Genomic DNA, 25,671 nt, shown 5'->3' on the forward strand with positions numbered 1-25,671 from the left:
TCGAGCGTGCCGCAGGTGTAGCTGTTACCGCGCACGCTGGATGAGGGGCGGTCGAACACGCTGGGTGATGGGCATCGACGAGCGTGAGCGGCGCCCGTCACATTCGTGATGCACCTCAGCGAGCGTGAGCGATGCCCGTCGCGATCGATGATGGGCCTCATGCAGCGTGATCGGCGCCCGTCACGATCGCAACGGCGATGGTGGCCTGGATGGACTGGCGCGGCGAACGCAGCTCGTCGGAGCAACGGGCCGCAGTGGCAGCTCCGGTCATCGCTGCGCCGCCCCGCGCCGCGATCGCTCCGATGAAGCTAGCAACACAGGGCGCGCCGGAACGCGAACGCGAGACGGAGCGCGCATCGAGCGGACCCCCCGCCCGGCCGCCCAGGCTGGAACTCGCGAAACGACCTCTCGACGTCCTGCGAGATGGTCGCCGCCTGCTTGCACCCCGCGGTGGGCGCGACGCTCGGTGATTTCGTGCGGGGCATCGTGGTCCCGGACTTCGACACGATGCGCACGTTCGATCGCGACGACGCATCGAAGCTGCTGACCGCGGTGGCGTTCGCGGGGCTCGGCGGGTTCTGGACGCTCTTCTATTCGTACTGGATGCGCGAGAAGGGCATCGGCATGGCTGGGGGCACCGGCCCTGCCGGCGGCGAGGCGCAGCCCGCGTTGCCCGCGAGCGAGCCGGAGGCACCGGCGCGACTTCGTGCGTGGCACCGATATCTGTCGATCGAGAGCCTGACTGGCATCATCGGCAATCTGTTCACGACGCTCATGTCGTGCCTGCTCGCGTACGCGATCCTGCGTCCTCGCGGGCTGATGCCGGACCAGTTCGACATCGCCGTCGTGCAGAGCGAATTCTTCGCGGCGAGCTGGGGAAACGCGGGTCGTCTGCTCTTTCTGGTGATCGCCGGCGCGTTTCTCGCGGACACCTGGCTCGCGACGGTCGACTCGGTCGCGCATGCATCTCGATGCGGCGAGCGCGCTCTGGCCTCGTTCGCGAAGCAGGATCGGGTTCGGCGGGACCGTCCTCTACTGCGCGGGCCTGGTCGTGCTCAACCACGTCTATCTGCGCGCGCAGATGCCGCGTGAGCTGCGCAGCGGCCCACTCGCGATCGGCGCGATCATCTTCGCGACGCTGGTCTATCTGGTGCTCGCGATCGTGTACCTGCTCGTTCGGTACGAAGTGATCTAGTCGGGATCTCGCGCCGCGCGGCTGCGTACGATGATGCGTCGAGATGCGGCGGGGCGAACAACGAGGACGCGTTTGGCTGGGGCTCGCCATCGCGCTCGCGAGCGCGTGCGGCTCGCCCACGTCGCGATCGCCCGAGCCCGCACCGCCCGAGCCCGCCACGCCGCGCGACGTGCCGGTGCCGATTCCCGCGATGCCGGAGATCGGATGGGCCGAGCTTCCCGCCGATCCTCCGCCTGCCGCGCGGCGCGCGCTGCGCGAGGCGCTCCGAGCGCACGAGCGAGGGGACTACGCGGCCTCCGAGGCGGGCTTCCGCGCGCTCGCCGATGCGCATCCCGACGCGACGATGGCGCGCTTCGATCTCGCGTGCGCGCTCGCGCGTCTCGGGCGGCGCGATGCGGCGGTGGTCGAGCTCGAGGCGTTGCTCTGGCTCGATCATCCGTCGATCGCGCCGCGCCTGGATGGCGATCCCGATCTCGCCGTGATCCGTGAGGACGCTTCCGCGTGGGCGCGGATCGCGAGCGCGCGTGATCGATCCCGCGCCGAGTGGGCCTCCGCGCTCGTTCGTGGCGCCCCGATCACGCACGTCACCGAGACGCGCGCAGCGGGCGCGCACGAGCCGATCCGCCGCACCGCGCAGGCGGGCGTGTGGCTGCACGACGCGCGTCGGTTCGTTCCGATGAGCCCGCGGATTGCGCGCGAGGTGCACGATGGCGACGAGGGCACGCCGCTCGCCGTCGCGGTGCTCGATGCGCCGCGCGCTCGGGTGCTCACGCTGAGCGGCACCGGCGCGTTCTCCGAGGGAGGCGACTACATCTACGACCTCGAGCTCGTGGCGCGCTCGGTGCCCGACGGCGTCGAGCTCGCGCGCGCCCGAGCGCCTCGCCCCGACGCGACGTCGAGCGGCTGGATGCTCCCGCGCGTCCACGCCACCGCGAACGGGCTCGCCCTCGATTGGCTCGATCTCGATCGTGCTCGACGCGTGGCGCGTGGCTTCGGCGAGGGGAGCGCGCTCGACGAGCACGCCGTGCCGCGCATCGAGGCGTCGCAGGATGGCGCGCGCGTGGTCTGGTCGAGCTCGATCGAGGGCGCGACGCTCACCCGGCGCACGCTGCGAATTCCAGCGCGCGAGATCGCGCTCCCCGAAGCGCACCATCCGCGTCTCGACGGACGCGAGCGCGCGCTCACCGTCCTCGCGGCCCCCGACGGCACGCTGTGGATCCTGACCGCGGAGCGCGAGCAGTACGGGATGGACGGCTGGGGCAGCGGCATGGTCGCGCTCTCGCGCGCCGAACGCGACGCGACCAATGCGAGCCTGGTGCTCGCGGCGCGAGGCGCAGGCGCGATGCTCGTCGCGCCCGACGGAGCGCTCTACGCGCAGGTCGGACCTCGCGTCCATCGGATCACCGAGGGCAGTCCGCCGGAACCGCTGCCCGAAGGGCTCGTGCTCGTGCCGAGTCCCTACCGCGACTTCGAGGCGCGGTGATCGAGCCCAGCTGGAGTGCTCGTCGGCGCAGGGCCCGCACGGGAGCGTGCGGAGCACGTGGACGGGAGGGCCCTGAGCGGGCGAGCCGATTTTGGACACTCGCTCAGCTCGCGCGTCGCTGCGCCGTGACCTCGGTGATCGGGCGCGGCGGGCGGCTCGGGGGCAGCTTCCTCACGCGCTCCGCGAGCGGATAGAACCACTCGTCGAGGAACGAGTTCAGGAAGACGCGGTCGGGATCGATCTGCTCGCGGATCCTCTCGCTCACCGACGGCGAGCCGCGGTGATGCCACGCCGAGCCCCGGACGCGAGCGGCGCGGCGCGTCCGGGGCCACGCCGCAGCGCACACGAGCTAGGCTTGCCGGCCCCGATGGCAAAGCCCAAGACCGAGCCCCGACGCGAAGGCCCCGGCCGCCCCGCCCGCACCGCGGGGCAGACCGGCCCTGCGACAGTTGACATAATTCGCGACCCATCACCCGGCGTAATCCGCATAAATCTTTGGCGAAATTCGGGCTCAGTTGACATAATTTTCATTCTGCGAAGTTTGCTCGACTCGCCTGAACACGTCGCGGCCGTAGCAGATCCGTTCGCCGGCTGGAACGTCAGTAATCGCCGGATCGAGGGGGGCGCCGACACACGACTGCGAACAGAACGATGCTCGCTCCGTAGACGAGCAGCGAGATGGGCACCGCGCATGCGGTCGCGTTCATGGCCTCCGACAGGCCATGAGCGAGCAAGGTCGCGCGCGATGCGGTGTCGCTCGTCGTCATTCCGCGGAACACCATCAACAAGCTGCTGATCCTCCCGTGCGAGCGCCGCAGGCCGCCCAGTAATCGCGACGCCACCGATTTTGTAGAGCTGCGCGGCGCACGTCGCTCGCACGAGATGCGCAACTCGTAGACCGCGCGCCAACAGTGTTGAGTGATCGTCTCATCGCTTCCCGGTTGCCGCGCGAAGCGCGCGGGCATGCCTGCGCGCGCGAGTAGGCGGCTCTCCGCAGCACCGCTTCACGGCGGCCGAGCTTAGCGCGCCGGCGAGAGCGCCAGGGTCGAGTGCCCGTCGCGGTGATGTCGGGAACGATCGCTGCAATGCGCGCCAGCATCCATGTCGAGTAGTCAACCTCGGGGCGCGCGTTCCCGTGTCGACAGTTCGTTCGTCGTCGCTGCGCTTCTCGCGATCACGTTCCTCCTCACCTCATGCTCGCCCTCGCGTACGGCGCTCCGGCTCGTCATCGACTCCACGACGCTCGCGGTACCCGAGGACGTCGACTTCCTCGAGATCGAAGTGGTCGGGCTGGAAGGGGGGAACCAGGTCCGCCGGGACGTGCAGCTGACGCGCTTGCCGCAGACGTTGGACATCCGCGCGGGCGAGGTCGAGAACGGAGCGGTGCGGGTCACCATCACCGCCCTACGCGACGGCGCATTCGTCGTGCGCCGAGTGGTACGCGCGCGCTTCATGCCTGGCGCGGTGCAGCAGGTTCCGGTGGTGCTGTTCTCGGTGTGTCGCGGGATCGAGTGCGACGTCGGGATCGACTGCATGGACGGCGTGTGCCAGACGCCGCTCCGCGAGGAGTGCGTCGAAGATAGCGACTGCGACGACGGGGTCGCATGCACTCACGACTGGTGCGACGACACTGACGACCGGTGCAGTCACGAGGCCGATTCCTCGGTCTGCGTCGCAGGCGCGGAGTGTCATCCGATCGACGGGTGTCGGGCTCGCGAATGCGCGTCCGACGACGAGTGCGTCGACGACCACCCTTGCGACGGCGCGGAGCGATGTGTCGGCTCGGCATGCGTCATCGGCGAGCGCACGTCGTGCCGCGACGGCGACCCGTGCACTACCGATCGTTGCCTGAACAGCCTTGGCGGCGGCTGCGTGTACAGCACACGAGACCGCGACGACGACGACCACGCAGACGCGTCGTGTGAGCCCCTGGACGAGCTCCTGCACGCGGGCGACGACTGCGACGACACCAACCCGAACGTACACCCCGACTCGCTCGAGACGTGCAATGGCATCGACGACGACTGCGACGACGGGATCGACAACCACGCCGGGTCGGAGTGCGTCGATGGGAGCAGCCGATCGTGCGCGACGATGTGCGACCCGATCGAGTCCACCAGCGGAATGCAGGACTGCGTCGGATGCCGATGGGCCGAGTGCGTCCCTCCACTCGAGACGTGCAACGACGCCGACGACGACTGCGACTCGAGGTTCGACGAGGGGGATGGACGCACGTGTCGTGCGGGCACCACGGGCACGTGCAGGACTGATTGCGACACCGAGGGCACGCAGGCGTGCTCCACCGAGCGCTGCGTTTGGGAACCGACTTGCACTCCGCCCAACGAAGTGTGCAACGGAAGCGACGAGGACTGCGACGATTCGGCGGATGAGGGCGTCGGCGATGGCTGTGTCCAAAACACGTCGACGCAGTCGTGCACGACGTTGTGCAACTCGACCGGAACGTGGACCTGCGGTCGGGACTGCCGCTGGCCGACGTCCGCCGCGGACTGCGTCGTGCCCGACGAGACCTGCAACGGATTCGACGACGATTGTGACGACGCGGCTGACGAGGGGTGTCCGAGCTGCATCGGGTGCACTGGTGCGTTCCCGGTGAGCAACGGTGGAGACATCAGCCACTGGGGCGGACGCTACGGCCGCCCGGTGCAAGGCACTTCGGCCCACCGCCCCCGCAGCTGCGGCAAGACGGGCGCTGGGGACGGCCCCGAGGCGGTCTTGACGCTCACACTCGACGAGACGTCGGACGTGTTCATCACGACGCACCAGGCGATCGCGATGGGGATCGATACCGTCGTGTACGTCCGGGAATGCGCGTGCGGCGGCACCGAGATCGCGTGCAACGACGACGCCGGAGGGTTCCCGACGTCCGCTCTGACCCTGACAAATCGGCCGCGCGGGACCTATCACATCTTCGTCGACACTCCGGCGGGCACGAACGCGACGATTCCCATCGATGTCTACGTGAGCGCTCCGAGTGCGGCCTCGGATGGCTGCGGAAACCCCACGTACGTCCCCCTCGGCGCGAGCGTCTCGGGCACGACCGTAGGGTTCACCCACGACTACGACGTCGTCAATGTCGGCTTGGACAACGAGCCGCATCTCTGCCCGTACCCGCAGCTCGGGAACGGCGCCGATCGCGTGTTCTACGTCGTCGTGCCGGAGGCTCGCGTGCTGACGGCGAGCGAGTGCAATACCCAGACGCTCTACGACTCGATGTTGTACGTCCGATCGGTCTGCGAGAGCGATCTCGGAACGAGTCAGCTGGCGTGTGGCGACGACTCGTGCGAGCCGGGCAGTTCGGGCTGTGCGTGGTATCGGCCGCGGGCCAGCGTGATGGTCCAGCCCGGCGTGTACTACGTGTTCGTCGACACGGGACAGATCTCGACCTGTCAATCGGGAGCGTTCCGGCTCGACATCGCACCGTGAGGCCGCGTGCGGGAGCGCCCGCATCGGTGCAGCGTCCGTAACTGCGATCTCCGTCGCGACCACACGGGTCGACTGGGGGCACTTCGGCAAAGCTGCGCATCGGTCACGCGGAGCGCCCGCTCGTGTGCTTCGTGCTCGTGCTCTCGCACTCGCGAGCGATGTACGCGCGCCTCACGCTCGACCAGTCGACGGAGTCGCTGCTGCGCTGCCACGTGAGCGATTCGAAGCGCTCGGCAGCGTCCCGCGCTCGGTGCTCTCCGACAACATGAAGACCGTCGTCATTCGAGCGCGACGGCGAGCACGTCCGCTATCACCCGCCCCTGCTCGAGGTCTGCGGCACTACCACTTCGCGCCGCGGCTCTGCGCTCCGCCAGCGAGAAGGGCAAGTCGAGCGCGCGATCCAGTACCTGCGTCACCCCTTCTTCGCCGCGCGGCGCTTCCACGCATCGACGACCTCAACGCGCAGCTCGCGCACTGGATCGACGACATCGCGCATCGTCGCGCGGTGCCCGGAGATCCTCGGGCGCTCTGTCTTCGACGCGCTCGAGGCAGAACGCTCGGCGCTGCTGTTACCGGCGCATCGCATCGAGACCGACCTCGTGGTCCCCATCGCGAGCGGCAAGCGCCCGTACGTCCGCTTCGACACGAACGACTACTCCATCCCGCACGAGCTCGTGGGCCAGCCCCTCACGCTCGTCGCCTCGGACCTCGAGGTGCGTGTGCTCGATGGCTGCGCGAGGTCGCGCGTCATCCGTGCAGCTACGACCGCAAGCAGACCATCGAGCATCGCGAGCACCTCGACGAGCTCGCCACCCAGAAGCGCGCCGCGCGCGAGCTGCGCGGCCGCGATCTCGTGCGTCGAAGCTGCCCGTCGACCGACTCACTGCTCGGCGAGATCGTGCCGCCGCGCATCCGTCCGAGCGACACGACGCGGATCGTTCGCAGCACGAGCACCGCCAGCGCCGGATCGCCTCGGCCGACGCACGTGACGACTAACGGCGAGAGCCCCGCGCCGACGCGCTCAGCGCGAGCGGCGCACAGGCACAGGACCGCCCCGCAGCAGTCGGCACTGACGCGTTCATCCCTGCGCGCCGGCGCCGCGCGCGTCCCAGGGTGCGCGGCGGACGCCCGGATACGTCACTCCGCCGTTTGCCAACATTTAGCTTGAGCGCTAAATGTTGGCAAATGGTGACACCCCGCGAGACGCACGACACCGTGATCTGCACCTATCGGCCGAAGCCGGAAAGAGAGGCCGAGTTCCGCAGGCTCCTCGAGCGCCACTGGCCGGCGCTCCGCGAACTGGGGCTGGTAAGACCGAGTGCTCCGCTCCACTTCCGCGGCGAGGAGGAAGGCCGTCCCTTCTACGTCGAGATCTTCGAGTGGCGCGACGCCGACGCGGTCGAGGCGGCGCACCAGAGCCCGGAGATCATGCGCCTCTGGGAGCCGATGGAAACGCTCTGCGAGGAGCGCGACGGCCGTCCCGCGATGTCGTTTCCCCACGTCGAGCGGCTCGCGCTCGTGCGATGATGCTCGAGCGATCCGCGCGCGCGAAGCGAACGACGGTGGCCGGGGCACCGAAGGGCGCGCGCTCCGAAGCGGAGCTCCGCCTCGAGGAGCTCGATCGCGTGATGACCGCGCTCGCGCACGCCGCGCGTCGGCACGTGCTCCTCGTGCTCCGCTTCCGCGGCGGGAGCATGACCGCGGGCGAGATCGCCTCGCGCTTTGAGTGCAGCTGGCCGACGACGACGCGCCACCTCGGCGTGCTCGTCGACGCGGGCCTCGTTCGCGTGAGGAAGCGAGGGCGCGAGCGCATCTATGAGCTCGACGCCCCAGCGCTCGATCGCGTCGTCCGCGGGTTCCTGCGCTGGTTTCGCGACGAAGCGGCGTCGGCACCCGGATGACGCACGCGCACGTCGCTTCCGATCTGCGCTCCCTCGGGCTGCCCAGGATCGCGACGAACCGTGTCGATGGATCCAAGCCTGCCAGGGTCCGATGATGATAGCTACGTGATTGCCGGTAGGAGGGGTCTGATGACGACGAAGTTTGACGTCCGTGTGGATGCCTCGCGTCGCGTGGTGTTCGTCCGCTTGACCGGACTACTGAATGAGCAGGACCTCCACGCGATGGCGCGTGCGGGGCGCGCCGCGCATGACTCCTTCGCCGGCCGGCGACATTTCGCGGTTGCTGACATGCGAGGGATGAAGACCGTGCAGCCTGCGCTCGCCGAAATCCTCGGCGATGCGATCCGCTACGGACGTCAGCGCGGAGTGGTGCTCTGCGCGCACGTCTCGGACGACACCGTACAGCGGCTTCAGGCTGCCCGCGTCGCACGGAAGTACTCGGTCGACGACGACGTCACGGTCGAGGTCGTTTCGCTCGAAGAGGCGAATCGGGTCATCGCGTCCTACAGCAAACATCTCGACGATCCGCGATACCCGAGTTCGATCCGCGCGGCGATTCCTGCCCGGTGATCGGGCGGAGTCGCGTCCATCGCGCAGGCGAGACACAGCGGGGGAGCAGTCCGGTCAGATCCATGGCCGAATGGTGGATTTCACCAACCGTTCGGACCAGGAGCGCTTCATCCGCGAGATGTTGGAACAGCAGCAGCGGCGGAGTATGCAAGCCATCTATGGATCGCCTCACTTCAACCCGCATGCCTTGTAAACGAGTGTGCATGTCTCCGGTCCGGATCTCGCGCAGAGCTTCTTCCGATGCTTTGCTCGCCGTCGCGCATCACGGTCAGTGCATCTCACGCCGACGCGCTCAGCGCTCGGAGGGCAGGAGAGCCGCCATGTCACGTCGTTGGTCCTTCCTGTTCTTTTCGGCCGCGCTGTCTGCTTGCTCGCCCACCGCCGACACCGGGACGCCGCTCGATGCCGCCACGCCGATCGACACGGGCACGTCCGTCGATGCGGCGACTCCGATCGACGGCAACGCGCCGCTCGATGCCGCCACGCCGACCGACACGGGCACGTCCGTCGATGCGGCGACTCCGATCGACGGCAACGCGCCGCTCGATGCCGCGGACGCGCATGTCGACCCCATCGACGGCGGGCCCGCGCGCGCGCAGCTCGCGATCGTCTCGACGTACCTCGGCGGCACGTTCAGCTATCGCGTGCTCGCGGACGGCGCGCTCGAGGCCGTGTCGGCGACGGCGCTCGATGCGGGCGCTCACTTCTACGGCCTCGCCGTGCACCCGTCGGGCGGCTTCGCCTATGCGTTCGATCTCGATGCGGGCGACATCGTCGGCTACGCCATCGCATCCGACGGCACGCTCACGCACCTCGCGAGCTCGCCGGTGCACGTCGGCGGTCATCCGATCGCGGGCATCGTCGATCCCAGCGGCGGCTTTCTCTACGTCGGCTTCGACGACGGATCCACGATCCGCATGTTGCCCATCGACGCGGCGGGCGCCCTCGATCTCGCGGCGGCCGTCACGACGACCGTCGACGGCTCGGTCTCGTCGTTCGCGATGGACGCGTCGGGTCACTTCTTGTTCGTGGCGTACGGCGCGGGCATCGGCGTATTCGCGCGCGACGCCGCGGGCACGTTGAGTCCGATCGGACGAGCGACGGCGACGACGACGGTCTTCGGCGGCAGTCTCGCGCTCGACGCGAGCGCCGCGCATCTGTTCAATGCGCACTTCGCGGTGCGTGGATTCACGGTTGCCGCGAGCGGCACGCTCACCGATGTCGCGAGCCACGCGCTCTCGACCGACGTGGGATCGGACTCGCACGCGCGCAGCATCGTGACCGATCCGAGTGGGCACTTCCTGTACGGCATCAACATGGCCAACGGCCACGTGAACGCGTGGTCGATCGAGGCCGCGACGGGCCTCCTCACCATGATCGACTCCGAGACGACGGTGTCGCCCTGCTCCATCGCCGTCGCGCCCGACGGCCGCTTCATCTACGTGGCCGACGACCTTGGCACGATCACCGTACTCGCGCGCGACGCCGAGGGACGCCTCGCGCCCACCGGCGGTACGGCCCCGATCAACGGCCTGCAGCCACAGATCGTGGTGATCGACGCCCCCTGAGCGGGCCGCGCCTCACAGAATCCGAAGCGTTCTGGGCCGAACAACACATGTCGCCAACGCGATGCTCACGGGCAATCTCGGCGGGCACACGATCGACTGTTGTTCGCTCATGCGTCGTCGACAACGCCACGAATCGTGAGCTCACGAGCGAGCTTGGCGGACACGTTCGAACGAACACCGTGAGGTGGACGTACGTGAGCCAAGCAAGCTGGAAGCGCGTCGCGCGCATGACGGACCTGCCCGCTCGAGTTCTTGGGGATTACTAACACACAGGACCTGAGATCGCTCCAGCGCAGCTCCGGCGACGCCCTCCCCTGGGCGCCGCTGTTCGACTCGGCGCCAGACAGACGAACGCGCGCAGACCCGATACGACTACAGGCCTATAGACCAATAGGTCTATGGGCCACCTGGCCGATAGCGCGAGATCGCGACCGGCTGCGATCGCCGCATCGCAGCGGATGGTCTCACCGTCCATCGCGATCAGCGCTCGATATCCATCAACCGACGTGCTCGCTAACACCCTCGACGCAAGGGGAGCGCGCCCGAGCACATCGACATACGCAGCGTCGGTAACAGCCCAACGGACGTCGCTGCGGTACCGACACACCACTCGAGGTGATCCATGCGCGATCGGACCGTGACGCTTGCCCTCGTGCTGTGCTTCGTGCTCGGTGCATGCGCAGGCCCGACCGATGTACCCGACGCATCGCAACCGGCGATCGACGCCGCGCGACCGGCGAGTGACGCCAGCACGCCCGACGCCAGCGCGCCCACCTCCGATGCCAGCGCGCCCATACCCGACGCCGCCGTCGCGGATGCCGGCCCGTCGCGGCCCGACGCCGACGTCTCCGGACTGCGCACCGTCGAAGAGTGGCAGGCTCTCTTCGATGCCGCGAGCGAGCGCGAGCACGCGCGCTACCTCCCACTCAGCACGTCGGCGAACAGCTGGGACTACTACAATCTCGCATACTCGATCGATGGGCTGACCGCGATGTTTCGCGCCACCGGCGAGCGCGCGTATCTCGACCGCGCGCTCGAGTACGTCGAGAACGTGGTCGCGGATGCGGTGCTTTCGTCGACGCTCCCCGACAGCCAGTTCCGAGACCGATTCCTCGGGTGGCCCGCGTTCGACATCCCGAACGGCGGCGAGGATCTCGCAGGTGGCGAGTACGCGCTTTTCGAGAGTTACTGCTTCCGCTACGCGGCGCGCATGCTGCGCGCGATGCGCGACGATCCGTCGGTGTTCGCCGATCCCGCCTACCGCGCGCGCTACGACGCGCTCCTCGCGTTCATGCGCGAGCACATATTCGAGAAGTGGATGACGCGCGGCGCGAACGCGCACGTGTACCGATCGCGCACTCATATGGCATCCCACTGGGCGTACATCGCGCTCGAACTCGCGGCGCTCACCGATGACCCCGCGCAGCGCGCGCGGTATCGCACGGTGGTCGATGCGATCGATCGCGACCTGCCCAACGCGGACTCGTCACTGCGAGGCCAGATGCGCCCGCATCCCCGCGCACCGGGCGCGTACTTCTGGAACGCGGAGTGGGGTATGTTCGGCCCGCCCGGACAGGACGTCGCGCACGGCAACGGCGTGATCGCCTATCTCGCCGAAGCGCACGACGACGGCCGCGAATGGACCGACGACGACATGCGCGCGCTCGTGACGTTGCTGCTCGACGTGCTCTGGCAGCCGAGCACCTCGGGCGCTCCATACCCGGAATTCGTCGATGGCAGTGGCCACGGGTATGGCTGGTTCAGCGATGGATTCTGTAAGCTCGGACGCTACGACGTGCGCGTGCAGCGACGAATCGAGACGCACGACGTGGGTCGCGGCTGGCAGCTCTACGGCAACGCGGCGCTCAACGCGCATCTGCTCGGCGTGCACTGAGCCGAGATCGACCTGCCGCTCTCGACGGTGCATCGCCTCCTCGCACATCGTGGTCTGACGAAGAAGCGAAAGGACGAGGCCGGGCGGCGCTTCGCAGACGAAGAGGTGAACGGGCTCTTGATCGTCGACGTCGAGGGCGGCGCGCAGGGGCTACGACATGCTCATCGTGAGCGTGTTCGTGCTCTTCGGCGGCAACCATGGCTCGAGATCGACGTCGGGGGACGCGCCACGCTCAAAGAGCTGCTGCTCTAGTGTCGCGACCGTGACGCGGTGATCACGTCGGCCCTTGCGTCGCGATCAGAACGTTCCTGAGACTATGAGAGAGGTGTCGCCCCACCCGATGCGGACGGTCGTACGCGGGCGTGCTGTCGCGTCGAGCGCGATCACGGTGATGAATCCGAGCACGGCGATCCCGGCGACGACGAAGCCGGCCGCGCTCACGGCGTAGAAGCTCTCCCGCTCCGCAAGCACCGCGTTGCAGCCCATGACGCCGGGGGTCCCGCAGAACTCGTCGTACGTACGCGTGCGTTCGTCCGCGGCGACGACGAAACCGATCCCGAGGCCGAGTCCGATCGCCGACACCGCCGCGCTGGTCACGTACCAAGGCATCCAGTCGAATTCCGTGAGCGGCGGACGCATCGCGGCTGCGCCGTCATCCTGATGCGCTTCGAGCGGCGCGGTCTCCACCGCCGTATCGACGACGCGAGCGATCACTGCAGACAGCCGAACCGTCGCGGTCGCAGAATCCGAAGAAAGCGAGACACTCGCGCTCGCGAGTACGGAGCCGTCCGCGGCGCGCGCGTCGACGCGATGCTCCCCGAGGGGGAGCCGCACGGGGCGCGAACGGGGCAGCGCGCCAAAATCGAGCTCATCGACGAAGAGATGCCCGCCAGCGTCCTGCTCGACCTCGACCACGAGCGTGCCCGGCTGGAGGTTCAGCGCAATGCGTCGCCGCGTGCGCGCGTCCAGCGCCTCGAGCGGGTTCACGGCGAGATAAGCGTCGTAGCTCTGGGCCGAGCGGAGCACCTCGCCCATCAACATCAGGGCCGCGCCGCGCTCCGCGAGCGCGCTCGCATCGCCGAGCTCGCATTGATGGTCGAAGTGAGCGAGCGCCTGCTCGGCGAGCTCGCGAGCGCGATCGGGGTGTTGCTGTGCCTCGCGGAGCGCAGTTTGGATCAGCGCATTGCCCGCCTCGAACGCCTCGCTCGCGCCTTCTGCATCGTCTCCGTCGCAGGCGGGCATCGACTGCGCGCGCACCACGCTCGGGGAGCCCGCGACAAGCGCCAACACGAGGGTCAGGGAAGCGAGCACGTCCATCATTCGATGCACGGGATTCCCACCGCGGCGCCACACGGTTGATCGTGCTCGCTGTCGCGAGCAGGACGCGCCGACGGCGCGTGTTGCACGCCGCCGGCGCCGGGCATCCCGCGCGCCGGCGTAGCGGCATCGCTCGGCGCCGTCCGTGCGGTCGGTCGGGGCGAGCTCGAGGTTGCGGTCGCGCCCATGCCCGCGACCGGAGTCGAATCCACGGTCGATCGTGGCGGGATGACCGTGGGATCGGCGAGCGTCGAACTCAGTCCGCGCGGGGCAGCCTGCGTCGGGGAAGCCGCGGTGGTGCTCGGAGTCGATGCGACGACGGTGGGCGGGACGGCCGCACTCGCCGTGACGGTCGATGTCGCCTGCGCGTTCGGCTCGATCGGCGGGGTTGCCGCGGGGCTCGGTGCTGCGGGCGCGGTGCTGGTCGGCACGCTTGTCGCCGCGCCGTGCTCGGCGGAACCCGCGGGGGCCGACGGTACAGCGATCAGCGGTCCTTGCGCAGACTCCGACACGCGGGCTCGGGTCCAGAGCGCGCGCGTCGCCGGCGACACGAGCACTGCGACGAGCGTCGCGGCGACGATGACCGCGAGGATCGTGCGAACGCTACGGACGCGAGGCGCGGGCACTGCGGCGGGCGGTGCTGCGAAGGGAATGTCTGGGAGCGGCGCAGGCGCCGACCCCGACGGGGATGCGAGCGGCGCGGGAGGTCCGGCCACGCCAGCGACGGACGCGCCGATGGCAGCCGATGCTGTCGGCGCCGGTAGGCTCAGCGATGCCGGCGTGCTCGGAGGGGGAGGTGCGAGAGCGGGCGCCGCGCTGACGACTCGCGGAGTGTGCACGGCCGTCGGCGTCAGGGCGTCGGATGGCCTCGTGGAGGGAGTTGCGACCCTCGTCGCCATCGAGGACGATCGTACAGCGCGGATCGGCGTTGCGAGCGTCGCCTTCGTTCCCGGACCAACAGCGCGCGCGGGTGCGCTGCACGCCGCACTCAGCGCCGCGCTGAAGTCGGCGATCGTCGGATATCGCTGCTCGCGATCGAGTGCCAGCGCGCGGACGACGACCGCCTCCAGCTCCGGCGGGAGATCCTGTACCCGAAAGCTCGGCGCAACGCCGGGCACGCCACGCAGCATCTTCACCATGGCGCTGGACGTGTCGTCGTCCTCGTAGGGGCAGGCACCCGTCAGCATCTCGTACGCGACCACCCCGAGTGCGTATTGGTCGGCGCGCCCGTCGATGTCCTTGCGCCCCTCGACCTGCTCGAGCGCCATGTAGGATAGCGTGCCCACGAGGACGCCTGTCTGCGTGTGCTCGGTGTGTCGGACGTCTCGCGCGGTGCCGAGATCGATCACCTTTGGGATCTCGAGCGCACCGGAGCGCTGCAGGAAGATGTTCGACGGTTTGAGATCGCGGTGCACGATGCCGCGGTCGTGGAGGAGCTGCACAGCCTCACACACAGGAGAGAGGACTGCCGCGACTTCTGCCGCCGGGAGCTGCCTCGCGCGCGCCAATCTCTGGCTGAGCGGCTCGCCCTCGAGGAGCTCCATCGGTAGATAGATAGTGTCCTTGTCGATGCCGGGCTCCAGGGTCTCGACGAGGTTTGGGTGCCGAAGCTGAGATGCGATCGACGCCTCGCGTACGAACCGCTCGACGAAGTCGCGATCGCTCGCGAACGCCGCACGGACCACTTTGACCGCGCGGAACTGACCAGTGACGCGGTTGCAAGCACGGAAGACGGATCCCATCCCGCCTTCCGCAAGCAGCGAATCGACGACGTAGGGACCGATCGTGTCGCCCGGCTTCACAGGCACGACGCGCCCGTGGTCACGCAGTAGGGGACAGCGTCCTCGCAGCAGCGACCGGAGCACGAGTTGCCGCACGAGCCGCAGTTCGTGCGCGAGACCATGCTGACGCAGGCACCGCCGCAGCAGATGCCGAAGTCGCCATCGCACAGGGTGTCGTCCGCGACGGCCGGATGGGCGCAGGCCCCCGCGCCGTCGCAGCGGTCGAGCGTGCACTCGTTGGAGTCCGCAGGGCACGGGTCCCCAGCGGGCCTCGGCGGATGTGAGCAGGCGCCCGCGCCGTCGCAAACGTCGTTCGTGCAAGGATTGAGGTCGTCGGTGCACGACCTGCCCACCCCAACCAAGACGTCGTCGGGACAGTCCGAGCCGGTTCCGTCGCAGAGCTCCGCGATGTCACACACGCCCGCAGCGGCGCGGCACTCGGTCCCCGCGTCCTGCGGGACGTACGAGCAGGTGCCGCCGGTGCACAGTCCGCGCAAGCACGCGTGCGTCGACCGACAATCAGCTTCGCTGACGCACGACGGTCCCGCGTCGTGCACCATGCTCGCGGCGTCGTGTCGGCCCCCATCGCTCTCGGGTTCCTGCGCGTCCGCCTGCGCGTCGACCAAGCGACCTCCGTCCGAGCCGATGCTGGCGTCAATTGAGCCCCCGCTGTCGGCGGGCAGCGTGGGTCGCGTGCACGCAACGCACGCGACAAGCAGGAAGCCGATGCTGATGCGGTGTGCCATGCTCCGATCCGATCGCTCGTAAATGACGCGGCGGATGCAATCTGACCCGCCCTGGCGTGGCGGCTTGAACGAATCGACACATCCGATCGCGCCATCGGAGTGTCGTACCTGGATGACCGGTCCATCTGCGCGTGCGTGTCGCGCCCCTCTGACCGAACGAGTCAAAGCGACCTATCCCGCAAGCGGCGCACGTGCAGCATCGGGTTGTCCAAGCGGCAGCGCCATGGAGGTCGGCGGGCACGAAGCGAGTAGGACGAGCGCGTTGTCGTTGGACGCCTGTCGTCCAGCCGACCGACGCGACGCGCGAAGATGTTGATGAGGGACCGCGAGGTCGAGCCAGCCTCGGCAGTCACAACGAACGTGCGACCCACGCCCTCGTTCGGCGCGCTCCGTCTCGAAGTTCCTCGCGAGTAAGCTCGCGACGATCCCATCGCCGCCGTGGTCCTTTCGGTTGACCGAATATGCTCGCCTTGTCGCTGTAGAATGCGACCGGACGCCGTGGCGCTCGAGGCGAAATAGTCGAACGTCGATTCGCCCGCGCAGAAGCACGGTTCCATGAGCTCGCCGGTCGCGTCGTCCACGAAGACGAGCAGCGTGCAGCGGAGCGTGATCCTCGAACGACTCGTGGTCGCAGCCATCGACTTGAACAGGTGCGCGTCGAAGAACGTCTGCGCGCCACGGATCGGGCGCAGCATGCGCGGGTCGCCGCGACGTGCCACGCGCGTTCGACTCATCAGCGCTCGATGTCGGTGCACGCCGGCGGCGAAGCGCGTATGCGCGCGCCAACGTCTCCGACCTCGTACGCAAGTGCGAGTCGGTCAACTTCGTCCTGCGTGAAGCACTCGGCCATGAGGTGCTCATTCACGCATGCGTCGACGGTCTCGCGCCGCACGACATCAGTCCAGATCGTCTCCTGTCCGGCCGAGCATGACTCCGCGTCGTCGTCGGTCGCGGGACGAATCGTGCCGACGCAGTCACCCGACTCGCCGCATTCGACCCCGACGATCCCGCACGAGACTATCCATGCGCAGAGTGCGCCGGCGATCTCCGCGGCTGCGATCTCCGGTGTTGCTCCGACCGTCTGCACACGCGGTTCGGATGGCGTCCCACAGGACGCGAGCACCGCGACGATTCCGACCGCCGCGCCCGTTCGTACGCTCGAATACAGCATCGATTTGCCCCAGTCCTTTCGTGTCGTGGGTCTCGTCGTCGACTCGCTCAGTGCGACTCGAGCGCGTCGAGCAGCGCGTGCGCTTCGCGCTGACGCACGCCTCCGTGCGCGCCTTCTGCAAACGGCGTGAGTGCTTCGATCACCCGCTCGCGCTCGCCCACTCTCAGCAAGCAGAGCGCTCGATTCCACTCGGCCTCGGGGACGAAGCGTCCGGCGGGGAACTCGGCGAGATAGCGCTCCCACGCGCGAAGCGCGAGCCGCGGGTCGGCACCCTCGAAATGCAGCGCGTGCGCGGCAGCGAACGTCTGGCGGTCGCGCGTATCGAGCTCGGTCTCGCGATCGGCGGCGGGAACCTCCGGCTCGCGCGGGCGGACCGACGCGGATCGATCCCTCGCCCTTGACCGCGGCGCATCGTCGCGCAGGACGGGTGCGATCACATCGGCCGCGCTCCTCGACCCCGACACCGCGATCCTCTGCGGCCGATGCGTCGCCGACGAAGCGCCGTGCGAAGCGGCGAAGCTCGGCGTGATGACGGTCGTAGACCTCGGCCAGTGCAGAGCGCTCACCCGCCGCGAGCCGCGCGATCAGATCGAGCGGGTCGGCATCGTCGGTCTCGTCGCGCAACACGGCCTCGTGCTCTCGCGCGCTCATCAGAACGTCCAGCCGATCGAGAGCGCGGCGCTGCCCACGGTCGTCCCTTGCGGAAGCGAGATGCTGCCCATCAGGAACGCGTCGGTCAGGACGACGTGCATCGCGAGCTCGAGCCCGATGAAGAACGAGTTGCTGGCATAGAGTCTCGCGCCCGCGGCGAGGTAGGCTGCGACCTGAAAATGCCCCTCGTCGTACGCGGTCTGGGATCGTCCTTGCAGCGCGACCCCGACCTGGCCGTAGAGCTCGATGCGTGGATCGATGAAGCCATGCAGCTCCAGGTAGGGCGTGCCGCTCGCGGCGATCGCGAAGTCGCTGCTCGAGAGATTGCCGCCGAAGCCGAGATCCGTGATCCCGACCGCCACCAGGGTTCCGATGTCGAAGCCGAACTCGGCACCGAATACGAAGAACGGATCGGCCGTCTCCTCGGTCGCATGACCGCCCACACGCGCGCTCAGCGAAAAGCGGATACTCCGTTCTTCGGGCAACCGAGACGTGTGCCGAGCCGCGCGCGCGTACTCCTCGGCGAGCGTGGGTGACGCGAGCGCGGAGGTGGCGGGCGACGTCGGCCGATCCAGGTCTTCGGCCCCATCCGGGCTCGGCTCCGCCGGCGCGCGGGTGATCAGCATCGAGAGGAGCTCCGCCGATTCGTCGCGCACGAGGTTCGCGCCGAGGAGCACGAGGATGCGTGTCGCTTCCGATCGATCGTCCGGGATCGAGATGACGCGTCGACGCGTCGCGTTCTCGGTCTCGACCTCGACTTCCGCGCTGCCGTCGACCGCCACCCGAACGCGCAGGATCACGATCGGCGCGGCCGAAGCCTCCAACGCGAGCGGGACGCCGAGATCGATGGAGATGCCATCGCGCAGCGCGCTCGGGTCGACGCGCCCGTGCGGGTCTTCGACGATCACCTCGATCGTGCCGGTCGTCTTCCGCGGTCGCATGCGCTGGAACGATGGCCGCGCCCGCGATCGCGAGCACGAGCACGAGCGCGGCGCCCCGGAAGCGCTCTACCGTGTTCATTGCACGTCTGTACCCGCAGCCGCCTCGAACGTTCCCGCAGATCGTTTCTCAACAGCCCGGAGTCGCGCGTCACGCGCCGGCGCGCATGCATTTGCGTGCCGACAGTGATGAACCCAGACGCGATCGTCTGCCGTGATCGGCCGACGCACGCAGCAGGACGATACCCGGTGCTCGCTCGCGTCGACGATGGGCCATCGTCGACGTGACAGGAGTCGCGCACACTCAGTGACGCCCATCGTCGATGTGACGCGCGCCGCTCACGCTCGCTGATGGCCGTCGTCGGCGTGATGGGCGCCGTTCAAGCTCGTTGATGTCCATCATCCAGCGTGTTCGACGCTCCTCGTCCAGCGCGCGCGGTAACACTGCACGGCTTCATCCGCGGCGCGCGACCTGTCTCTTAGCCACACGGAACGTCAGTGAGTGCGATCGGCCGCGGCCGGGCATCGACGGATTGGCGACGGTGTCGACCGGAACACAGCACCTGGAGCGCTCGCGGCAACCGACGACGTGCGTCCTGTCCGGGGTTCCTCTGGGAATGGAGCGACGCGCGCTCAATGCAGAGGTGGCGCGCTGGTTGCTTTGTTCGGAGCGTTGCGAGACGGAACGATGCGGCGCGGCCGTCGACTGTGAAGACGTGGATTTCGAATCGTGCGATGAAGATTGGCGCTGACCTCCAATCTCAACTGGCTCTCGTCGTCGCATCGTGAGCAGCGCCTTGTGGTTCGAGATCGGGGTCGGGTCGCCCGAGCCGCTGATCCGTCGTCGCGTATGTCGAAGGGGGGAAATGGGCGACTACAGCGACTCGGTCCTCGACCGACGTGAACTCTCCGAGCACACGCAGCCGGAGGACGCATTTTGCTCGATCAAGATCTCGCACCGGCGGAAGCGGCCGAGTCGGGACGGCCTCGGGGCTGTCGTCGCTGGCCGCTACGTCATCCTCGATGTCATCGGGCGCGGGGGCATGGGCATCGTGTATCGCGCGCGTGATCTGAAGACGGATCGCATCGTCGCGCTCAAGGCACCGCGGTACGAACGCGCCCGTCACGGAACGGACTTCGCGCAGAGGCTCATCTGCGAAGCGCGCGCGCTCGCGCGCGTGGTCGACCCGAACGTCGTTCGCGTGCTCGATCTCGTGTTCGAGGACGCGCAGCAGCGGAGGCCGGTGGTCGTCCTCGAGTGGATCGACGGCACACCGCTCGATCACGAAATGGAGGAACCGAGCGTGCGAGGGCGGCGCGGGATTGAGATCGCCATGCAGCTCGTGCAGGCAATCAGCGCCGTGCATCGTGCAGGTCTCGTTCACCGAGATGTAAAGCCGAGCAACGTGTGCGTGTCGCGGGAGCGCGACGGGCACTGCGTACGGCTCGTCGATTTCGGCCTCGCCTGTCCGGCGCAATCGCAGAAAGATGCGGAGGATCTCGCCTCCTGCGTTGGGAACGCGCGTCGAGCGTCGGTGTTCATGGGATCGGCCTCGTACATGGCACCCGAATCGATGCTCGACGGCAGGGACACGCCGTCCGCCGACTATTTCTCCTTCGGCGTCCTGCTGCACGAGCTGTTCTTGGGTAGTCGCCCGCGGCCCGTGTTGGAGCGTCTCCACTGCGCGCTCTACGGTGACGACGAGACCGACGCTTGTGTCCGGCAAAGTGGCATCCCGCTGCCGCTCGCCCGGGTCATCTCGGAGACTCTGCAATGGAACACGAACTCGCGCCTGGCGGACAGTCGCGAAATTCTGTCGCTTCTGAGGGAAGCCTCCCGAGAGCTTCCGCCGGCACATGAAATAGGTGTCGACTGAGTGCAGTGAACTGCGCTCCGAGTGTTCGTGCTCACGACGACGTTCGTCTCACACGATGAGGCAGCACGTCAGCGGCGTCGCAGATGCGAAGTGCAGTGCACGAGACCAAAGGTCGACACGGCGCGGCGGACGGTTCGCACGCGAATGTCTGGCAGCGTCGACGAGAACGCCGATGCGTGCTTGGGATGTCCCGGCGCACGACCGATCGCTTTCGTGAATGGAAGCACATGGTGATCCATTCCGGCGTGACCGAGACCGTCGGCGACAAGATCGCCTAACACACTCTCGCGTAGAAGGTTGGATCACGCTCTCGCCCTGCGTGGCGCACGTGCTGATCTTCGAAGGAAGCGAATGAGGATCACGACTCTGCTCCTCGGCTCGGCAGCGCTCCTGTGTGCCTCCAGCGGGTGCACGCTGCTCAGCGACAGCGATCGGTACATCGATCCCAGCGAAGATGCTTCCGTCGATGCCCGCGTTGGAGACGCGTCGCTTCATTCTCGCGATGGCGGGCCGGACGCCTCGACAACCCCGGATGCCTCGACAACCCCGGATGCCTCGACAACCCCGGATGCCTCGACAACCCCGGATGCCTCGACAACCCCGGATGCCTCGACAACCCCGGATGCCTCGGCGTCACCCGCCGAGCCCAACCTCATCTTCATTACGTCGACGACGTACCCCGGGAACCTCGGCGGCCTGAGCGCCGCCGATGCGGCGTGCCAGGCACGCGCGAGTGCTGCAGGGCTCTCGGGCACGTACCGAGCTTGGTTGTCCGACAGCGCCGTCGATGCTCGCACGAGGTTGGAGTCGGCATCTGGTTGGGTCCGTACAGACGGTGCTCCTTTCGCCAATACAGTCGACGATGTGGCCAGGGGTGCGCTCTATTTCCCTCCGCGTCTCGATGAGTTCGGCAACGACGTGGGTGAGGTGGTGGCGATGACGAACACGACCGAGAATGGCGTGGCGTGGAACGACGGCTGTTCGGGATTTACAGGGAACGTCGGTACGACACTCAGCGGCCTCAGCTCGGGGGCGAGCTACATGTTCGAGAACTACGCAGGCGTGGATTGCTCGCGAGGCGGACGTATCTACTGCTTCGGCATCGATCGATCCACGAGTGTGGCTCCGCCGACGCTGGCCCCCGGGTTGCGTCGATCGTTCCAGCGCTTCTGGACGCCGGGTGGCGGAATTCAGGCGGCCGATGCCGCGTGCCAGAGCGACGCTGAGTCGGCGGGGCTTTCAGGGAACTTTCGAGCACTCCTGGCGACCGACGGCGCCAGCCCGCTCTCTCGTTTCGACCTTACGCGCGGGGCGTGGGCACGCGTCGACAACGCAATCGTGCTGCCGACCGCGGCGGAGTGGGCTACAGCCGAGTATTTCGACACCGCGCCAAACGTCGACGCCACTGGCTCCTTCCACTTCGGCAACTATGTCCATTGGATCGGCAGCGCCAGCCCCGCGGCGGCCGGTACGTCGGCCTCAACGTGCAACAACTGGATGGACTCGACCCTGACCGCAACGGCCGGACTCGCTGGAACCACCCGCGTCGCTTTCTTCTCCAGGTCTGAGAACAGGGCGTGCGGCCTCACCTTCACGCTGATTACCTGTCTCGAGGAGTGATCGCTGCTAACCCGGCCCCGGTTGATGTGATCGCGTACGCGCGATATCGCGCGCGCGCCGAGAGCGCAGAGCCTCGTCCGAGGACGCTCGCGCGCGATCGCGCCGCCCTCGAGGGCAGCATCTGGCACCGAGTGACGACGCTCGCGTCAGCGAGCCGCGCGCCAACGCGGATCACCATCGGAGGCGCGGGCGCGCGCATGTGCGACGGCACGTGTTCGGTGATTGCGTCTGCGATCGCGCGCTCTCCGCGAGCGTTCCGATCCACGTCGGGTCAAACGACGCGGGCACGCGCGTCGACGGGCGCATCACGCGATGCGTTCGTGCGTTGGACCACGTCCGATCACGAAGGCACCGCGGGGGCCTGTGTTTCGACGGACTCATCGAGTCGCTTCGGTGTCGAACACAGGCCCCTGCGGTGCCCAAAGAACATCGGGCGTGGGGTTGCATGAGGAAGATCGACGCGACGTACGAGGACGCGTCGAGCGACGCCGACGTCCCGCTCGACTGAGATACCGTGACCTCGTGCAAGCTCGAAGTGCGGTCGTCAGGCCGCCGCGAGCCTCGGCACGAAGGGCGTGCGGGTGCGCGCGACGCTGATCATCGCGCCGAGGAGCTTGCGCATCGCAGCGATGATCGCGAGCTTCTTCGGCTTTCCGGCCGCGACCAGGCGCCCGTAGAACGCCTTGAGCCACGGGTTGTGGGTCACCGCTCGCAGCGTCGGCATCCAGAGCTTCGCGCGCAGGTCGGCGTCGCCCATCGTGCAGGCGGGGCCTCGCAGTGGCTGGCGCTTGCCTGAGTGGCTCACGATCGGGGCGACGCCGACGTACGCCGCGAGCGCGGCCGCGCTCTTGAACGCGTCGAAGTCGATCGAGGCGATCATCCGCGCCGCGGTGTTGTCGCCGACGCCGTCGATGGTGGTCAGCAGCTTGCCGACCTCGTGGCGCTCGAGGCTCTGGCCGATGTCGTCGTCGAGCTTCTTGATCCGCGCTCGGAGCGTCGCGATGTCCTCGCACGCGTAGCGGATCTGAAGCTCGTACGCCGTGCCCTGGTGGCGGCCCACGGAGGTCTTCGCAGCCGCGCAGAGCGCTTGCGCGAGCTCGACACCGATGACGTGGCGGCCGTCGTACTTCAGCTCCGCCAGCGCGTTCGGGTCGGCAGCACGGAAGGCCTCGGCGGTCGGACTCGCGATGAGCAGCGTGGTCGCTTTGGCCGAAGCCACGTCGCGCACGTGCTCGGTGAACTCCGGAAAACAGAGGTCGAGCGCGCGGTGCAGTTGCCGCGTGCGGTCGCCGAGGTCCTGCACGAGGCGGTCGCGAAGCCGGATCAGCTCACGCAGCTCGAGCGTGGCCTCATCGGGCATCGGGGTCGCCGCAGGTCTCTTCTGCTGCGCGAAGCGTGCGATGCCCAGAGCGTCGAGCGCGTCGGTCTTCGCGCGCCGCAGATCCTCGGCTGCAAACCGCGACGTGCGCGTCGGGTTCAACAGCGCGACCTGAAACCCTGCTGCATGCAGGAACGCGAAGAGGTTCTGCCAATAGTGCCCCGTCGCCTCCATCGCGATGAACGCGTCGGCGGGCTCACCGAGCATCGAGCGCAGTCGCTCGTAGCCCGACGCGTCTTCGGAGAACGGCGTCGGCTTCCGCAGTGCCTTGCCCGCCTCGTCCACGATCGCGACGACGTGCTTCTCCGAACCGATGTCGATCCCGACGAATCTCATGTGCCTCTCGAGCTCGTGTTCGCGTCCCCGGGAGCCTCGGAGCCGAGCTTCGTGCCCTTGCTTGTCCATGCGAGGACGGTGGACGAGCCACGCCTCTGGATACCGTTCGAGCAAAGAAACTCGGTCGAGGGCGCCAATCTCAGTCACGGGGACGATGCCCCAAGCCCTACGCGGCGACCCTCTCCCGAAACCGCTGGACCGGCAGCCCTACCACGGCGGGCAATCGGCCGGTGCACTAGATACAAGCTCACGCGCCAGCGAGATTGACCGCGCTGCGCCGACGCGCTCCGCGCTCCCGCGCGACTCAGCTCGCAGGAGCAGGCGCGCTCGGGGCTGTCGCTCGAGGCGCAGCGTGCGCGCATCGAGGCGTGGGCGGACGTCGAGCTCGTCGACGTGTTCGTCGATGCCGGCGCGGGCGCCGGCTCGCTCGCGACGAGCTGGCCGCTGCGCTCGCGATGCTCCGGGCGGGCGACGCTCGCCCGCGTTCGTCGTGGCGAAGCTCGACCGGCTCACGCGCAGCGTGCGCGACCTGGGCGAGTTGCTCGCATCGCACTTCGCGGAGCGCAGTGGTGTCGACCTCGTCTCAGTCGCCGAGTCGATCGACACGCGCAGCGCGGCCGGGCGGCTCGTCCTCAACGTGCTCGGCATGTCGCGCAGTGGGAGCGCGAAGCGATGGCGAGCGGACGCACGCAGCGATGCGTGTGAAGCGGTGGAGCGCAGGCCTCTGCGCGTTCCTCGCCGGCTGTCGGCGCGCGGCGCTCCGCGCGCGCAGGCGGGCGTCACGCTGACGCTTCGTCGTTCAGGGCCACGTCTCTCTCCGTACCAACCTGCGCGAGCGACGCAAAAGGCTCGGCGCATTCATCGTGGGCACGACGCGCCGAGCCGATCCGCAGTCCACTGCGACGCACACTTCGATGCGCATCCCCCTGCACCAGCAGCGGAGGAACGACGTCTTCCTGCAGTCGTCCGGCAGAGCTCGTGCCTTGGTGTTACCGCGCACGCTGGATGCGGGACGATCGCTCACGCTGGGTGATGGGCATCGGCGACCGTGACCGGTGCCCGTCACGCCGACGATGGGCATCACGAGCGTGAGCGACGGCCCTCACGTCGACGATGTGCCTCGTCGACGTGAGGGAGCACCGGTATCGTCGTGTGCGTGCGTCGACCTATCACGGCGCGAACGATCTGACGGCCGATGGCCGCGGTTCGCTGGCCGATCGTGTGGTGGTTCCGGAAAATCTGAACCTCCAGAAACTCTGAGCGATTGAGCGCGTCACCGCTTTTTCGGGACTTCGGGGTCTCCTGAAGGCACGCGTTCTGGCGCTTCAGCTTCTCGAGCTCTCGCTCGAGCCGCGCGACCTTCTGCTCCGCGGTCGCGTTCGCCGGAGGCGTTTGGGTCGCTCCTGGTCGAGCCAATACCTCAGCGTCCAGTGATTCACGCCGAGGCGGCGGCCACCTCGTTCACGCTTCGGTCGGTTCGACGGCACAGCTAACTCCGATCCCCCGCGTTGCATTGACGTCGATGCAACACTGCTGCGCATCCGACACCACTCCTCAATGGTGCGGCTCTCGCTCAGATTCTCGATGTGCGCGCCGTTCTAGCGACAAACGCCGCCGCTGGGAGCGCTTGGGCACAACACGTGCTTCGCTTTCAAAGCGAGCCGGGCCGCCCGCGACACGCGGTGCGCGTCATCGCGTCCAATGCCCCCTTCTCACTGGCGCGATGGTGCGGGCGGCCCGGCCACTGACCGAGGTACGCGCGACCGTACGAAGGTGCGCGTGACTGTACGAAGGCGATCGA

Annotated in this window: 25 protein-coding genes and 1 pseudogene; 15 read left to right on the forward strand and 11 right to left on the reverse strand. The window is 68.2% G+C overall.

Annotated elements, in window-relative coordinates; translation table 11 throughout:
- Nucleotides 1-450: 450 nt before the first annotated feature.
- Nucleotides 451-1,092, forward strand: coding sequence for an Nramp family divalent metal transporter (locus I5071_RS45695; protein ID WP_236607792.1), 642 nt, complete (start codon nt 451-453; stop codon nt 1,090-1,092).
- A 146-nt stretch (nt 1,093-1,238) separates the two neighbouring features.
- Nucleotides 1,239-2,678 carry a hypothetical protein gene (locus I5071_RS45700; RefSeq protein ID WP_206607100.1) on the forward strand — a complete coding sequence of 480 codons (1,440 nt, stop codon included), beginning with the start codon at nt 1,239-1,241 and terminating at the stop codon, nt 2,676-2,678.
- 103 nt (nt 2,679-2,781) lie between these two features.
- Here I5071_RS45700 and I5071_RS45705 read toward each other — a convergent pair whose 3' ends face one another.
- On the reverse strand, nt 2,782-2,943 hold the full coding sequence (locus I5071_RS45705; protein ID WP_206607101.1) for a hypothetical protein: 162 nt from the start codon (nt 2,941-2,943) through the stop codon (nt 2,782-2,784).
- Nucleotides 2,944-3,277: 334 nt separating this feature from the next.
- On the reverse strand, nt 3,278-3,643 hold the full coding sequence (locus I5071_RS45710) for a hypothetical protein (RefSeq protein ID WP_206607102.1): 366 nt from the start codon (nt 3,641-3,643) through the stop codon (nt 3,278-3,280).
- A 136-nt stretch (nt 3,644-3,779) separates the two neighbouring features.
- Between I5071_RS45710 and I5071_RS45715 the strand changes: the two genes are divergently transcribed.
- Nucleotides 3,780-6,122 carry a MopE-related protein gene (locus tag I5071_RS45715; RefSeq protein WP_206607103.1) on the forward strand — a complete coding sequence of 781 codons (2,343 nt, stop codon included), beginning with the start codon at nt 3,780-3,782 and terminating at the stop codon, nt 6,120-6,122.
- Nucleotides 6,123-6,400: 278 nt separating this feature from the next.
- Here I5071_RS45715 and I5071_RS47135 read toward each other — a convergent pair whose 3' ends face one another.
- Together I5071_RS47135 and I5071_RS45720 are read right to left on the reverse strand one after the other, a co-directional pair.
- Complete coding sequence (locus tag I5071_RS47135; RefSeq protein ID WP_419249700.1) at nt 6,401-6,565, reverse strand: hypothetical protein; 165 nt, start codon at nt 6,563-6,565, stop codon at nt 6,401-6,403.
- A complete protein-coding gene (locus I5071_RS45720; RefSeq protein WP_236607793.1) occupies nt 6,535-6,768 on the reverse strand; it encodes a hypothetical protein in 234 nt (77 codons plus the stop codon). Before I5071_RS45720 ends, I5071_RS47135 begins: the two co-directional genes overlap by 31 nt.
- Here I5071_RS45720 and I5071_RS47140 point away from each other — a divergent pair.
- The 7 genes from I5071_RS47140 to I5071_RS45750 all read left to right on the forward strand — a co-directional run bounded on the left by I5071_RS47140 (nt 6,722) and on the right by I5071_RS45750 (nt 12,307).
- Nucleotides 6,722-7,111, forward strand: coding sequence for a Mu transposase domain-containing protein (locus tag I5071_RS47140; protein ID WP_419249701.1), 390 nt, complete (start codon nt 6,722-6,724; stop codon nt 7,109-7,111). The genes I5071_RS45720 and I5071_RS47140 overlap by 47 nt on opposite strands.
- Nucleotides 7,112-7,307: 196 nt before the next feature.
- Nucleotides 7,308-7,649, forward strand: coding sequence for a putative quinol monooxygenase (locus I5071_RS45725; RefSeq protein WP_206607104.1), 342 nt, complete (start codon nt 7,308-7,310; stop codon nt 7,647-7,649).
- Nucleotides 7,650-7,684: 35 nt separating this feature from the next.
- A complete protein-coding gene (locus I5071_RS45730; RefSeq protein ID WP_236607794.1) occupies nt 7,685-8,023 on the forward strand; it encodes a metalloregulator ArsR/SmtB family transcription factor in 339 nt (112 codons plus the stop codon).
- A gap of 129 nt (nt 8,024-8,152) precedes the next feature.
- A complete protein-coding gene (locus I5071_RS45735; RefSeq protein ID WP_206607106.1) occupies nt 8,153-8,593 on the forward strand; it encodes a hypothetical protein in 441 nt (146 codons plus the stop codon).
- A gap of 158 nt (nt 8,594-8,751) precedes the next feature.
- Nucleotides 8,752-10,161 (forward strand): lactonase family protein, encoded by a 1,410-nt coding sequence (locus I5071_RS45740; RefSeq protein ID WP_236607795.1) that lies wholly within the window; start codon nt 8,752-8,754, stop codon nt 10,159-10,161.
- Between the two features lie 622 nt (nt 10,162-10,783).
- Nucleotides 10,784-12,055: a hypothetical protein gene (locus tag I5071_RS45745; protein ID WP_206607108.1), complete on the forward strand. Its 1,272-nt coding sequence runs from the start codon at nt 10,784-10,786 to the stop codon at nt 12,053-12,055.
- A gap of 27 nt (nt 12,056-12,082) precedes the next feature.
- On the forward strand, nt 12,083-12,307 hold the full coding sequence (locus I5071_RS45750) for a hypothetical protein (protein WP_236607796.1): 225 nt from the start codon (nt 12,083-12,085) through the stop codon (nt 12,305-12,307).
- Between the two features lie 45 nt (nt 12,308-12,352).
- On the opposite strand, the gene I5071_RS45755 is transcribed toward I5071_RS45750, so the two are convergent.
- The 6 genes and pseudogenes from I5071_RS45755 to I5071_RS45780 all read right to left on the reverse strand — a co-directional run bounded on the left by I5071_RS45755 (nt 12,353) and on the right by I5071_RS45780 (nt 18,398).
- Complete coding sequence (locus I5071_RS45755; protein WP_236607797.1) at nt 12,353-13,375, reverse strand: hypothetical protein; 1,023 nt, start codon at nt 13,373-13,375, stop codon at nt 12,353-12,355.
- Nucleotides 13,372-15,180, reverse strand: coding sequence for a serine/threonine-protein kinase (locus I5071_RS45760; RefSeq protein WP_236607798.1), 1,809 nt, complete (start codon nt 15,178-15,180; stop codon nt 13,372-13,374). The genes I5071_RS45755 and I5071_RS45760 overlap by 4 nt, the downstream gene beginning before the upstream one ends.
- Nucleotides 15,181-16,356: 1,176 nt before the next feature.
- A pseudogene (locus tag I5071_RS45765) lies at nt 16,357-16,547 on the reverse strand (transposase); the annotation flags it as partial.
- Nucleotides 16,548-16,632: 85 nt separating this feature from the next.
- Complete coding sequence (locus I5071_RS45770; RefSeq protein ID WP_206607113.1) at nt 16,633-17,070, reverse strand: hypothetical protein; 438 nt, start codon at nt 17,068-17,070, stop codon at nt 16,633-16,635.
- Nucleotides 17,071-17,117: 47 nt separating this feature from the next.
- Nucleotides 17,118-17,636 carry a tetratricopeptide repeat protein gene (locus I5071_RS45775; RefSeq protein WP_206607114.1) on the reverse strand — a complete coding sequence of 173 codons (519 nt, stop codon included), beginning with the start codon at nt 17,634-17,636 and terminating at the stop codon, nt 17,118-17,120.
- An 84-nt stretch (nt 17,637-17,720) separates the two neighbouring features.
- A complete protein-coding gene (locus tag I5071_RS45780; protein WP_236607799.1) occupies nt 17,721-18,398 on the reverse strand; it encodes a hypothetical protein in 678 nt (225 codons plus the stop codon).
- A gap of 4 nt (nt 18,399-18,402) precedes the next feature.
- Here I5071_RS45780 and I5071_RS45785 point away from each other — a divergent pair, with 4 nt between their 5' ends.
- From I5071_RS45785 to I5071_RS45795, 3 genes are all read left to right on the forward strand, one after another.
- Nucleotides 18,403-18,849: a hypothetical protein gene (locus tag I5071_RS45785; RefSeq protein ID WP_236607800.1), complete on the forward strand. Its 447-nt coding sequence runs from the start codon at nt 18,403-18,405 to the stop codon at nt 18,847-18,849.
- A gap of 676 nt (nt 18,850-19,525) precedes the next feature.
- A complete protein-coding gene (locus tag I5071_RS45790) occupies nt 19,526-20,536 on the forward strand; it encodes a serine/threonine-protein kinase (protein ID WP_206607116.1) in 1,011 nt (336 codons plus the stop codon).
- Between the two features lie 351 nt (nt 20,537-20,887).
- On the forward strand, nt 20,888-22,156 hold the full coding sequence (locus tag I5071_RS45795; RefSeq protein WP_236607801.1) for a hypothetical protein: 1,269 nt from the start codon (nt 20,888-20,890) through the stop codon (nt 22,154-22,156).
- 544 nt (nt 22,157-22,700) lie between these two features.
- Here the strand turns inward: I5071_RS45795 and I5071_RS45800 are convergent.
- Entirely contained in the window at nt 22,701-24,017 is a 1,317-nt protein-coding gene (locus I5071_RS45800) for an IS110 family transposase (protein WP_236516683.1), read from the reverse strand.
- 256 nt (nt 24,018-24,273) lie between these two features.
- Between I5071_RS45800 and I5071_RS47145 the strand changes: the two genes are divergently transcribed.
- Nucleotides 24,274-24,903 carry a recombinase family protein gene (locus I5071_RS47145; RefSeq protein WP_419249702.1) on the forward strand — a complete coding sequence of 210 codons (630 nt, stop codon included), beginning with the start codon at nt 24,274-24,276 and terminating at the stop codon, nt 24,901-24,903.
- Between the two features lie 80 nt (nt 24,904-24,983).
- Nucleotides 24,984-25,130 (forward strand): hypothetical protein, encoded by a 147-nt coding sequence (locus tag I5071_RS45805; RefSeq protein ID WP_236607802.1) that lies wholly within the window; start codon nt 24,984-24,986, stop codon nt 25,128-25,130.
- Nucleotides 25,131-25,671: the final 541 nt, after the last annotated feature.

Source organism: Sandaracinus amylolyticus, from assembly GCF_021631985.1.
Classification (GTDB): domain Bacteria; phylum Myxococcota_A; class Polyangia; order Polyangiales; family Sandaracinaceae; genus Sandaracinus; species Sandaracinus amylolyticus_A.

Bases quoted from the DNA above. Each gene is read 5' to 3' on its own strand.
- I5071_RS45700 (WP_206607100.1), top strand. From the start codon at position 1,239: ATGCGGCGGGGCGAACAACGAGGACGCGTTTGGCTGGGGCTCGCCATC.
- I5071_RS45710 (WP_206607102.1), bottom strand. From the start codon at position 3,643: ATGCCCGCGCGCTTCGCGCGGCAACCGGGAAGCGATGAGACGATCACT.
- I5071_RS45715 (WP_206607103.1), top strand. From the start codon at position 3,780: ATGTCGAGTAGTCAACCTCGGGGCGCGCGTTCCCGTGTCGACAGTTCG.
- I5071_RS45725 (WP_206607104.1), top strand. From the start codon at position 7,308: ATGGTGACACCCCGCGAGACGCACGACACCGTGATCTGCACCTATCGG.
- I5071_RS45735 (WP_206607106.1), top strand. From the start codon at position 8,153: ATGACGACGAAGTTTGACGTCCGTGTGGATGCCTCGCGTCGCGTGGTG.
- I5071_RS45740 (WP_236607795.1), top strand. From the start codon at position 8,752: ATGGATCGCCTCACTTCAACCCGCATGCCTTGTAAACGAGTGTGCATG.
- I5071_RS45745 (WP_206607108.1), top strand. From the start codon at position 10,784: ATGCGCGATCGGACCGTGACGCTTGCCCTCGTGCTGTGCTTCGTGCTC.
- I5071_RS45755 (WP_236607797.1), bottom strand. From the start codon at position 13,375: ATGATGGACGTGCTCGCTTCCCTGACCCTCGTGTTGGCGCTTGTCGCG.
- I5071_RS45770 (WP_206607113.1), bottom strand. From the start codon at position 17,070: ATGCTGTATTCGAGCGTACGAACGGGCGCGGCGGTCGGAATCGTCGCG.
- I5071_RS45785 (WP_236607800.1), top strand. From the start codon at position 18,403: ATGCGTGTCGCTTCCGATCGATCGTCCGGGATCGAGATGACGCGTCGA.
- I5071_RS45790 (WP_206607116.1), top strand. From the start codon at position 19,526: ATGGGCGACTACAGCGACTCGGTCCTCGACCGACGTGAACTCTCCGAG.
- I5071_RS45795 (WP_236607801.1), top strand. From the start codon at position 20,888: ATGAGGATCACGACTCTGCTCCTCGGCTCGGCAGCGCTCCTGTGTGCC.
- I5071_RS47145 (WP_419249702.1), top strand. From the start codon at position 24,274: ATGCCGGCGCGGGCGCCGGCTCGCTCGCGACGAGCTGGCCGCTGCGCT.
- I5071_RS45805 (WP_236607802.1), top strand. From the start codon at position 24,984: ATGTGCCTCGTCGACGTGAGGGAGCACCGGTATCGTCGTGTGCGTGCG.